Genomic DNA, 10657 nt, shown 5'->3' on the forward strand with positions numbered 1-10657 from the left:
CGGCGGCGTCCACATCGGCGCCGTCGCAGGCGGCGACATTGGCCAGCAGCTTGTTGGTCGCCGGGTTGATCGACGCGAAACTGGCGCCGGATGCGGCCGGGCGCAGACGCCCGTCGATCAGTGCGCCGGTGGGGAAAGCCTGGGCGGCAGCCCGCTGCTGCCAGTCGGAGAGTTGCAACATCGCCTCGATCCTCGCCACGGCCGTGATGGACGGCCCTTGTTGTTGTCGAGGTCGATGGTGGCGCAGGGGGGAAAACAGCGAAATTAGTAAATATATGCTCGCGACTTATGAAAAAACTGGGCTGCTGGCAACGGGCGCTGGAGTATGTTGAGGCCTGGAAATCCATGACAAGACGGGTCTGCAGATCCGCGCCGGAGGAGCCCAATGGCCACCTACACCTTGCGTCAGCTCAAGTACTTCGTGACCACCGTGGAATGCGGCAGCGTGGCCGAGGCCTCGCGCAAGCTGTATATCGCCCAGCCGTCGATCTCCACCGCGATCAAGGGCCTGGAGGACAGCTTCGGCCTGCAGCTGTTTATCCGCCACCATGCCCAGGGCGTGTCGCTGACACCGGGCGGCGCGCGCTTCTACAAGAAGGCCCAGGAACTGCTGCGCATGGCCCGCGAGTTCGAGCAGAACGCCCTGGCCGACAACGACGTGATCGCCGGGCAGATCGATATCGGCTGCTTCGAGACCGTCGCCCCGCTCTATCTGCCGCGCCTGATCGCCGGCTTCAACGCGCTCTACCCCGGGGTGGAGATCCGCATCCGCGACGGCGAGCAGCAGGAGCTGGTGCAGGGCCTGACCGCCGGGCGCTTCGACCTGGCCATCCTCTACGCCCACGACCTCGACGCCACCATCGACAGCGAACCGCTGATGGCGCCGCAGAAACCCTACGCCCTGCTCCCCGAAGGCCATCGCTTCACCGGCCAGGCCCAGGTGTCGCTGCGCGACCTGTGTCTGGAACCGATGATCCTGCTCGACGTGCTGCCGAGCCGCACCTACTTCGTCAGCCTGTTCGAGGAGCTGGGCCTGACGCCCAACATCGTCTTCAGCTCGCCGTCGATCGAGATGGTGCGCGGCATGGTCGGCCAGGGTTTCGGCTTCTCCCTGCTGGTCACCCGCCCGCACTCGGAATGCACCTACGACGGGCGCAAGGTGGTGATGGTGGACATCGCCGAAGAGGTCAGCGGCTCCGGCCTGGTCGCCGCCTGGCTCAAGCGCGCGCAACTGACCAAGCCGGCGCAGCTGTTCGTCGAGTACTGCAAGGAGCAGTTGGCGGCGGGAGACAGGGGCTAAGGGCTGGACCATTCGGCCCGGGCATCGGCGCCCAGCGCCGCACCGGCATAGCGGGCTGGCAAGATGCGTGATGCCCGGACCGCAGCAGCGCACCCGCCCTCGACCAGGAGCGGCGCTTTGCCCAGGCGCCGCGCGCGGTCTAGGCTTGCCTCCAGGTCTGTCGCCCGGAGGCCCCGCCATGCTCAAGACCTATCGCGGCAGCTGCCATTGCGGCGCCGTGCAGTTCGAGGCCGAGCTCGATCTCGAACAGGACTCCTACCGCTGCAACTGCTCGATCTGCCGGCGCACGCGCTTCTGGGTCGCGGTGGCCAGACCCGAGGGCTTTCGCCTGCTGGCTGGCGCGGACATGCTGAGCGAGTACCGCTTCCATAGCCGCAAGAACCAGCATCTGTTCTGCAAGCACTGTGGCGTACGCGCCTTCGGTATCGGCAACGACACGCCCATCGGCACTATGTACGGCGTCAATATCGGTTGCCTGGAAGGGCTGAGCGAGGAGGCGCTGGCACGCATCCCGATCCGCTGCGTCGATGGCCTCAACGACCGCTGGCAGACGGCGCCGGCGTTCTGCGCCCACCTGTAGGCGGTGGTTGCGAAGGCTTCCGGATGCCATCCGTGGGCGTTTCAGGCGTCCTGCTGCAGCCACTGCGCCAGCCGCGCCAGCAGCGCGTCGCAGGCGTCCAGCTGGGCCAGGCTGACGAACTCGTCGGGTTTATGGCCCTGCTCCATGCTGCCGGGGCCGCAGATCACCGTGGCGATGCCGGCTTCGTCGAACAGCCCGCCCTCGGTGCCGAAGGCCACGGTGCTGAAATCCCGCGAGCCGCTGAGCAGCGCCAGCAGCTCGGCGGCTTCGCCCTGCGGGTCGGTGGCCAGGCCCGGGTAGGCCGACAACGCCTGGAACTCGATGGCGCTGGCCGCACTCACCGCACGCATCTGCGGCAGCAGCTCGGTTTCGGCGTAGGTGCGCAGATCACGCGCCACCTGCTGCGGATCGTCGGCCGGCAGCGCGCGCACCTCGAAGTCGAACTGGCATTCGGCCGGGACTATGTTCAGCGCCCGGCCGCCCTGGATCAGGCCGGTCTGCACCGTCGAATAGGGCGGGTCGAAACGTGCGTCGCGGCGCGCCGGCGCGGCCAGCTGCGCACCGATCTCGCCGAGCTTGCCGATCAGCTTGGCGGCGTACTCGATGGCGTTGACCCCCTGCGGCGCGTAGGCCGAGTGGCAGGCGGCGCCGTGCACCTGGCAGCGCATCGCCAGCTTGCCCTTGTGGCCGAGCACCGGGCGCATCTCGGTGGGTTCGCCGATCAGGCAGATGGCCGGGCGCTCGGGGCTGGCGCGCAGGCGTTCGACCAGGCTGCGCACGCCGAGGCAGCCGACCTCCTCGTCGTAGGAAATGGCGATATGCAGCGGCAGGCGTAGCGGTTGTTCCAGAAAGCGCGGAACGGCGGCCAGCACGCAGGCGATAAAGCCCTTCATGTCCGCCGCGCCGCGGCCGTACAGCAGGCCGTCGCGCTCGGTCAGCGCGAAGGCCGGTACGCTCCAGGCCTGGCCGTCCACCGGCACCACGTCGCTGTGCCCGGAGAGCATCACCCCGCCGCCGCCGGCCGGGCCGAGGCGGGCATGGAGGTTGGCCTTGCTGTGCTCGGCGTTGTAGTCCAGCTCGCAGCTCAGGCCGAGGCCCTCCAGGTAGTCGCGAACGAAATCGATCAGCGCCAGGTTGGAGTCGCGGCTGACGGTGGGAAAGGCGATCAGGCGGGCGAGCAGGTCGCGACTGGTGAACATGGGCTGTTTTCCCTGAAAAAATGGGGCTCGAAGGGCTGGTGGACGAAAAAAGCGTCGTCCACCCTACTGGGCATCACGCCGGCAATTCGTAGGGTGGACGACGCTTCATCCATCCACCAGGCAATGCCAGATCATCGTCCGCCCTACTCGTCCCCCGGCACGCCATAGCTGGGCGCGGCGGTGGGGTCGAGGGCGCGGGTCAGGTAGTCCTGCATCTGCGGGGCATAGGCCTGCCAGAGTTTGTCCAGCTCGCCGATGGGGTCCTGCTCGGCCCAGTCGACGCGCAGGTCGACCATCGGCCAGGTCAGGTCGCCAACCACCTTGAGCGCCGCCGAATGCACCGGCCCGGCTTCGCCGCCGGCGGCCATGGCCGCCTGCATCGCCGCCAGCAGGCGCTCGGCCAGTTGCCCCGGGCTCTGTTCGAAGGCGCTGACCAGCGCCTCGATCACCGCTGCGGAGGCCAGCAGGTTGCCGGCGGCCACGCATTGTTCGCCGGCCAGGGCGTTATGCACGCCGAGCGCCTGGCTGCCGGAAAACAGCGCGCTGCGGCCCTGGCCGTCGAGCACCGCGACCTGGCGGTACTGGCTGTAGCCGTTGCGGGCCAGGGCCTGGTCCAGCGCCGCGGCGGGCTCGTGGCCGGCCTCGAGCAAATCGAGGATCTGCGGGCCGAGGGCCGGCAGGGTGACGTTCTGCGACGCCACCACGCCGACCCCGGCGCGCAGCCAGGGGCAACGCGCGCCGACGGCGATGCTCGAGGAGCTGATGGCGATGCCCAGCTGGCCAGTTTCGGCGCAGCGGCCGACGATGGAAAAGGTCATGGGCTGCTCCTCAGCGTTGCCAGTCGTCCGGGATCACCGCGATCACGTCGATCTCCATCAGCCACTGCGGCTGGCCGAGGGCCGAGACCACCAGGCCGGTGGAGATCGGGAACACGCCCTTGAGCCACTTGCCGACCTCCTGGTAGACCGCCTCGCGGTAGCGCGGGTCGATCAGGTAGGTGGTGGTCTTGACGATATGCGACAGGTCGCTGCCGGCCTCTTCCAGCAGCTGCTTGACGTTCTTCATCGCCTGCTCGGTCTGCGCGCGGGCGTCGCCGAGGCCGACCAGACGGCCCTCGAAGTCGGTGCCGACCTGGCCGCGCACGTACACGGTGTTGCCGGCGCGCACCGCCTGGCACAGGTCGTTGTCCAGGCTCTGGTTCGGGTAGGTGTCTTTGGTGTTGAACATGCGGATGCGGGTATGGGTAGGCATCGACTTACTCCCAGGAGGCGGCTTGTTGGACGGTGCTGGCCTGACGCTGCGCGGGGTCGCGGTACTCGGCGTACTTGCGCTGCGTGGCGATGTGATCGGCGATGTGTTTGGCGTCGTGCCACACGCCCCAGATGAAGGTGGAGCCGCGGCGCGACAGCCAGGGCAGGCCGACGAAGTACACCCCGGGTTCGCTGGACACGCCGCGCTGATGCCGCGGCTTGCCCGCCGCGTCGAAGGCGTCGACCTGCAGCCAGCTGAAATCCACGGCGTAGCCGGTGGCCCAGATGATCGAAGTAACGCTGGCGGCGGCCAGGTCGAGTTCGCGAATCGGCTGACGGATGCACTCGGCGTCTGGGTAGATCCGGCGCGCTTCGGGCTCCTCCGGCAGGTCGAGGCCGTTGCGGGCGATATAGGCGTCGGCGGCATCCAGCAGCGCCAGGTAGTTCTCGTCGCCGCGCGCCAGGTTGTCCGCCAGGTCGTCCTGGAAGCGCACCAGGCCGCCGTCGAACGCCTGGGTCAGGCCGACCAGGGTCATGCCCTGCTGCGCCAGGCGGCGAAAATCGATGGTCTCGCCGCCGCGCGCGCCGCTGACGGCGATGGTCACGTGCTCCTTGCCCGGCTGCGCGGCCTCGGCGTCCCACAGGCCGAGCACGCCCAGCCACCAGCAGAAGTCGCGGTTGCGGTAGCTGCGCGGCGGCCGGTCGTGCGGGCCCACCGAGAGGTAGACGCGGCGCCCGGCGCGCATCAGCTCGTCGGCGATCTGCACCCCCGAGGAGCCGGCGCCGACCACCAGCACGCCGCCCTCCGGAAGCTGCTGCGGGTTACGGTAGGCGGCCGAGTGGATCTGGTAGAGCGATTCGTCCTTGGGTGCGATGGCCGGGATCACCGGGCGCTGGAAGGGGCCGGTGGCGGAGACCACGCGGTTGGCCTGGATCACGCCGGCGGAGGTCTCCACCGTGAAGCCGGCGCGATCGGGGTTGCGCCGCACGCGCCGCACCTCCACGCCGGTGCGGATCGGCGCGTCGAACTGGCGGGCGTAGGCCTCGAAGTAGTCCGCCACCTGGTCCTTGGCGGCGAAGGCGTCGGGGTCGAGGTCGAATTCCCGGCCGGGGAAACGGTCGTGCCAGGCCGGTCCGTTGGCCACCAGCGAATCCCAGCGCCCGCTGCGCCAGGCTTCGGCGATGCGGTTCTTCTCCAGCACCAGGTGCGGCACGCCGAGCTTGCTCAGGTGCTCGCTGACGGCCACGCCGGCCTGGCCGGCGCCGACCACCAGGGTGTCGATTGCCGTGGGCACGGCTGCCGCATCCCGATAGGGCTGAAAGGCGGTTTGATTCAGGTCGGTCATGGCAGGGTTCCTCGGACGCTGATCGTTGTTGTTGTGCTGTCGCGGCTAGCCGCTGGGTGTTGGCCGCATTCTGTGCAGCGCGAGGGATTCGCGAAATTATGTTTTTTGTCGTCGCTGGCGAGGAAAAAGCTGCAGGCACGCCAAGCCCGCGGCCTGCGGGGCGAATGCCGGGGGCTATAGGATTTTTAGCGTTAGCAGCGACAAATCGGCGATGGGCCTGGTGTGCGCGGCGCACCAGGGGGCGAAAACGCAAAAGCCCCGGCACTGGGGCCGGGGCTTTTGGGTGTCGCCGGAGGCGCTTAGAACTGCGCGGCGTCGAGCAGGTACAACGACTCGCTACCGGCCTTGACCGAGGCGGTGAGCGAGTGGATGCGCGGCAGCAGGCGGGCGAAGTAGAAGCGCGCGGTGCCCAGCTTGCTGGCGTAGAACTCGTCCTGCCCTTCCTTGCCCAGCGACGCCCGGGCCATCAAGGCCCACATATAGGCGTAGGCGGTGTAGCCGAACACCTGCAGGTACTCCACCGAGGCAGCGCCGATCTCGTTGGGGTTGCCCTTGGCGCGGTCCAGCACCCAGGCGGTCAGCTCATCCAGGTTCTGCACGGCAGCCGCCAGCGGCTTGGTGAACTCGTCGAGATTGGCATCGGCCGAAGCGACGAAGGCCTTGATCTCGTCGGCCAGGTGCTTGTAGTAGCTGCCGCCGCTGCCGACTATCTTGCGCCCCATCAGGTCCAGCGACTGGATGCCGTTGGTGCCTTCGTAGATCTGGGTGATGCGGCAGTCGCGGATCAGCTGCTCCTGGCCCCACTCGCGGATAAAGCCGTGGCCGCCGAAGATCTGCTGGCCATGCACCGTGGTTTCCAGCCCCATGTCGGTGAGGAAGGCCTTGGCCACCGGGGTCAGCAGCGCCACCAGTTCCTCGGCGCGCTTGGCGGTGGCGGCGTCCTGGCTGTACTTGGCGGTATCGAGCTGCAGGGCGACGTAGCTGGAGAAGGCGCGACCACCCTCATTCAGCGCCTTCATGGTCAGCAGCATGCGGCGCACGTCCGGATGGACGATGATCGGGTCGGCGGCCTTGTCTTTTGCCACCGGGCCGGTCGGCGCGCGGCTCTGGATGCGCTCGCGGGCGTAGTCCACGGCGCTCTGGTAGCTGCGTTCGCCCAGGGCCAGGCCCTGGATGCCGACGCCCAGGCGCTCGTAGTTCATCATGGTGAACATGGCCGCCAGGCCCTTGTTCACTTCGCCGACCAGATAACCGGTGGCGCCATCGAAGTTCATCACGCAGGTGGCCGAGGCCTTGATGCCCATCTTGTGTTCGATCGAGCCGCAGCCCAGGGCGTTCTTCTCGCCCAGCGAACCGTCGGCGTTGACCATGAACTTGGGCACCAGGAACAGCGAGATGCCTTTCGGCCCGGCCGGCGCATCCGGCAGCTTGGCCAGCACCAGGTGGATGATGTTCTCGGTCAGGTCGTGTTCCCCGCCGGTGATGAAGATCTTGGTGCCGCTGACCTTGTAGCTGCCGTCGGCCTGGGGCTCGGCCTTGGTGCGGATGATGCCGAGGTCGGTGCCGGCGTGCGGTTCGGTCAGGCACATGGAACCGGCCCAGACGCCGGCGTACATGTTCGGCAGGTACTGCGCCTTGAGCGCTTCGCTGGCGTGGTTGAGGATCGACAGGCAGGCGCCGGCGGTCAGCATCGGGTACAGGCCGAAGGACAGGTTGGCCGAGTTGACCATCTCCTCGACCTGGGCGCCGATCACCTTGGGCATGCCCATGCCGCCGAACTCCGGCGAGCCGCCGACGCCGACCCAGCCACCCTCGGCGTAGGTCTGGTAGGCCTCGGGGAAGCCGGCCGGGGTCTTCACCGCGCCGTTGTCCCAGGAGCAGCCCTCTTCATCACCGCTGCGGTTCAGCGGGGCGATGCTGCCAGCGGTGACCTTGCCGGCTTCTTCGAGGATGGCGCTGGCGGTCTCGACATCGACCACCTCGGCCAGGGCCGGCAGCTCGGCCCAGAGCTTGGAGACTTCGAAAACTTCATTGAGCACGAAGCGCATGTCGCGCAGGGGGGCTTGGTAATCGGCCATGGCACATCCTCGGAAAACGGAGTTACGTGAGGACTCCGAGTTTAATGGAACAACTTTATAGACACATAGGGTCGTGTTGTGACCAATTATTCACTAAAAGTTCGCATCCGCTTGATGTGAAAAAGCCCGCCAACAGGCGGGCTCCAGTGACCACGACCGCCGGTCAGAAGGCGAAGTGTTCGGCCGGCAGTTCCATCATGCAGGCGCTGCCGGCGGCCAGGGCCAGGCGGTGCGCCTCGGTCCGCGGCAGCAGGCGCTGGAAGTAGAAGGCGCAGGTGGCCAGCTTGGCCTGATGGAAGCCGTCGTCGTCGCCGGCCGCCAGCTTCTCCTGGGCCACCACGGCCATGCGCAGCCAGAAATAGGCCAGGGTCAGGTAGCCCGAATACATCAGGTAGTCGACGGAGGCGGCGCCGACCTCGTCCGGATTCTTCATCGCCGCCATACCGACCTGCTGGGTCAGCTCGCCCCATTGCTTGTTCAATGCGGCCAGCTGGGCCACCTGCGCGCCGAGCTGCGGATGCCCGGCCTGAGCCTCGCAGAACTTGTGGACGATCTTGGTAAAGCCGCGCAGCAGCTTGCCCTGGCTGCCGAGCACCTTGCGCCCGAGCAGGTCCAGCGCCTGGATGCCGTTGGTGCCCTCGTAGATCGGCGCGATGCGGCAGTCGCGCACCAGCTGCTCCATGCCCCATTCGCGGATATAGCCGTGGCCGCCGAACACCTGCATGCCGAGGTTGGTCGCCTCCAGCCCGGTCTCGGTCATGAAGGCCTTGCAGATCGGGGTGAGGAAGGCCAGCAGATTCTCCGCCTCCTCTCGCGCCTCGGCGCTTTCGGCCTGGTGCGCCACGTCGAGCAATTGCGCGGTGAAGTAGGCCAGCGCACGGTTGCCCTCGTTGAAGGCCTTCATGGTCAACAGCATGCGGCGCACGTCGGGGTGCACGATGATCGGGTCGGCGGCCTTGTCCGGTGCCTTCGGCCCGCTCAGCGCGCGCATCTGCAGGCGTTCGTTAGCGTACTTCAGCGCGCCCTGGAAGCTCGCCTCGCCGAGACACAGGCCCTGCATGCCGGTGCCCAGGCGCGCGTGGTTCATCATGGTGAACATGCAGGCCAGGCCCTTGTTGGCCTCGCCGATCAGGTAGCCGCTGGCGCCGTCGAAGTTGATCACGCAGGTGCTCGATGCCTTGATGCCCATCTTGTGCTCGATGGCGCCGCAGCTCACCGCGTTGCGCGCGCCGGCTTCGCCTGTCGCATCGGGCAGGAACTTGGGCACGATAAAAAGCGAGATGCCGCGGGTGCCGGCCGGCGCGTCGGGCAGCTTGGCCAGCACCAGATGGACGATGTTCTCGCTCATGTCGTGCTCGCCGGCGGAGATGAAGATCTTGCTGCCGCTGATCCGGTAGCTGCCGTCGGCCTGGGGCACGGCGCGGGTCTTGATCAGGCCCAGGTCGGTGCCGCAGTGCGCCTCGGTCAGGCACATGGTGCCGGTCCAGCGGCCTTCGCTCATGCGGCTCAGGTAAGTCTGCTTCTGCGCCTCGCTGCCATGGGCATGGATCGCCGACATGGCGCCGTGGGTCAGGCCCGGGTACATGGCCCAGGACTGATTCGCCGAGGCGACCATCTCGCTGACGATCAGCCCCAGCGACTGCGGCAGGCCCTGGCCGCCGTAGGCCGGGTCGGCCGCCAGGCCCATCCAGCCGCCCTCGGCGTACTGGGCGAAGGCCTCCTTGAAACCCTTGGGCGTGCTCACCACGCCTGCGTCGAAGCGGCAGCCCTCCTCGTCGCCGCTGCGGTTGAGCGGCGCCAGCACCTGCTCGCAGAACTTGGCGCCTTCCTCGAGGATGGCGCCGAGCATGTCGGGGCTCGCCTCGCTGGCGTCGAGCGCGGCGTAGTGGGCGGGAAAGGCGAAGACATCGTCGATCAGAAAGCGCATATCGCGCAGCGGGGCCTTGTACTCGGGCATGGCGGTTCTCCATTCGGGCAGCGGTCAGGTCGCCCCACGCTACTGCCGCACGGCGGCTGGCAACAACGACAGTTGGCCGGCTGAATGCGCGGCCATAAGCGGCCTCAGTCGGCTTCGCCGGCCAGCTTCACCGCGCCGCGGCGATGGCCGGCGCTGCGGATGCAGTTGCGCCCGGCGGCCTTGGCGCTGTACAGCGCCTTGTCCGCCGCCTTGATCACCGCCTGCGGGCTGCGCTGCTCGGCCTGGCGCGCGGCCACGCCCATGCTGACAGTCACCGACACCTCGCTCGCGCCATTGCCGCCGCGGCGCTGCTTGCCCTGCTGGTCGCTGCGCGGACGACTCTGCTTGTCGCGCAGCTGCATGCGGTAGTGCTCGATGGCCAGGCGCACCGCCTCCAGATGGGGCTGGCACTGCTCGAGGCTCTTGCCGGGAAACAGCAGGGTGAATTCCTCGCCGCCGTAACGGTAGGCCTTGCCGCCGCCCCCGACCTTGCGCAGCTGGCTGGCGACCAGGCGCAGCACCTGGTCGCCGACATCGTGGCCGTGAGTGTCGTTGAAGTTCTTGAAGTGGTCGACGTCGACCATGGCGATCACGTAGTCGCGGCCCAGGCGCTGCAGGCGTTCGTTCAGCGCGCGCCGCCCCGGCAGCCCGGTGAGCTCGTCGCGAAAGGCCATCTGGTAGGCCTCGTGGGCCACCGCGGCGACCAGCATGAGCATCGCCAGGCTGCTCATCACCTGCAGCGCGTGGGGCAGGATGAACACCTGCGGCAGCATCCACAACGCGCCGAGCAGGCCGCACAGCTGCGCCGCGTGCAACGGCCGCGGCTGCCGCAGGTACTGCAGCAGCAAGGCGACGAAGGCCAGCAGGAACAGCGGATAGGCCAGTTGCGCCAGGCTCATCCAGGCGCCGTGCAGGCTCGGCCAGTGGATCGCCGCCAGCCACTCGGC

The 10657-nt window shown here is 68.0% G+C and carries 9 protein-coding genes and 1 pseudogene; 2 read left to right on the plus strand and 8 right to left on the minus strand.

Annotated elements, in window-relative coordinates:
* Nucleotides 1–181: pseudogene (locus N878_RS03245) on the minus strand (aldehyde dehydrogenase PuuC); the annotation flags it as partial.
* A gap of 204 nt (nucleotides 182–385) precedes the next feature.
* Here N878_RS03245 and N878_RS03250 point away from each other — a divergent pair.
* Together N878_RS03250 and N878_RS03255 are read left to right on the plus strand one after the other, a co-directional pair.
* Nucleotides 386–1300 carry a LysR substrate-binding domain-containing protein gene (locus N878_RS03250; RefSeq protein WP_021442256.1) on the plus strand — a complete coding sequence of 305 codons (915 nt, stop codon included), beginning with the start codon at nucleotides 386–388 and terminating at the stop codon, nucleotides 1298–1300.
* A gap of 178 nt (nucleotides 1301–1478) precedes the next feature.
* Complete coding sequence (locus N878_RS03255) at nucleotides 1479–1880, plus strand: GFA family protein (RefSeq protein ID WP_021442257.1); 402 nt, start codon at nucleotides 1479–1481, stop codon at nucleotides 1878–1880.
* A 41-nt stretch (nucleotides 1881–1921) separates the two neighbouring features.
* On the opposite strand, the gene argE is transcribed toward N878_RS03255, so the two are convergent.
* The 7 genes from argE to N878_RS03290 form a co-directional block, all read right to left on the minus strand.
* Nucleotides 1922–3079: an acetylornithine deacetylase gene (gene argE / locus N878_RS03260; RefSeq protein ID WP_021442258.1), complete on the minus strand. Its 1158-nt coding sequence runs from the start codon at nucleotides 3077–3079 to the stop codon at nucleotides 1922–1924.
* A 143-nt stretch (nucleotides 3080–3222) separates the two neighbouring features.
* Nucleotides 3223–3897, minus strand: a complete 675-nt coding sequence (locus N878_RS03265) for a DUF1028 domain-containing protein (protein WP_021442259.1) — start codon at nucleotides 3895–3897, stop codon at nucleotides 3223–3225.
* 10 nt (nucleotides 3898–3907) lie between these two features.
* Entirely contained in the window at nucleotides 3908–4330 is a 423-nt protein-coding gene (locus N878_RS03270) for a RidA family protein (RefSeq protein WP_021442260.1), read from the minus strand.
* A gap of 4 nt (nucleotides 4331–4334) precedes the next feature.
* Nucleotides 4335–5675 (minus strand): NAD(P)/FAD-dependent oxidoreductase, encoded by a 1341-nt coding sequence (locus N878_RS03275; RefSeq protein ID WP_021442261.1) that lies wholly within the window; start codon nucleotides 5673–5675, stop codon nucleotides 4335–4337.
* A gap of 299 nt (nucleotides 5676–5974) precedes the next feature.
* Nucleotides 5975–7753, minus strand: coding sequence for an acyl-CoA dehydrogenase C-terminal domain-containing protein (locus tag N878_RS03280; RefSeq protein WP_021442262.1), 1779 nt, complete (start codon nucleotides 7751–7753; stop codon nucleotides 5975–5977).
* A gap of 163 nt (nucleotides 7754–7916) precedes the next feature.
* A complete protein-coding gene (locus N878_RS03285; RefSeq protein ID WP_021442263.1) occupies nucleotides 7917–9710 on the minus strand; it encodes an acyl-CoA dehydrogenase C-terminal domain-containing protein in 1794 nt (597 codons plus the stop codon).
* 104 nt (nucleotides 9711–9814) lie between these two features.
* Nucleotides 9815–10657, minus strand: an 843-nt coding sequence (locus tag N878_RS03290; protein ID WP_021442264.1) for a GGDEF domain-containing protein, incomplete at its 5' end; no start/stop codon positions are given.

Source organism: Pseudomonas sp. EGD-AK9, from assembly GCF_000465935.2.
GTDB lineage: Bacteria > Pseudomonadota > Gammaproteobacteria > Pseudomonadales > Pseudomonadaceae > Aquipseudomonas.

Bases quoted from the DNA above. Each gene is read 5' to 3' on its own strand.
- N878_RS03280 (WP_021442262.1), bottom strand. From the start codon at position 7,753: ATGGCCGATTACCAAGCCCCCCTGCGCGACATGCGCTTCGTGCTCAAT.
- N878_RS03275 (WP_021442261.1), bottom strand. From the start codon at position 5,675: ATGACCGACCTGAATCAAACCGCCTTTCAGCCCTATCGGGATGCGGCA.
- argE (WP_021442258.1), bottom strand. From the start codon at position 3,079: ATGTTCACCAGTCGCGACCTGCTCGCCCGCCTGATCGCCTTTCCCACC.
- N878_RS03265 (WP_021442259.1), bottom strand. From the start codon at position 3,897: ATGACCTTTTCCATCGTCGGCCGCTGCGCCGAAACTGGCCAGCTGGGC.
- N878_RS03255 (WP_021442257.1), top strand. From the start codon at position 1,479: ATGCTCAAGACCTATCGCGGCAGCTGCCATTGCGGCGCCGTGCAGTTC.
- N878_RS03285 (WP_021442263.1), bottom strand. From the start codon at position 9,710: ATGCCCGAGTACAAGGCCCCGCTGCGCGATATGCGCTTTCTGATCGAC.
- N878_RS03270 (WP_021442260.1), bottom strand. From the start codon at position 4,330: ATGCCTACCCATACCCGCATCCGCATGTTCAACACCAAAGACACCTAC.
- N878_RS03250 (WP_021442256.1), top strand. From the start codon at position 386: ATGGCCACCTACACCTTGCGTCAGCTCAAGTACTTCGTGACCACCGTG.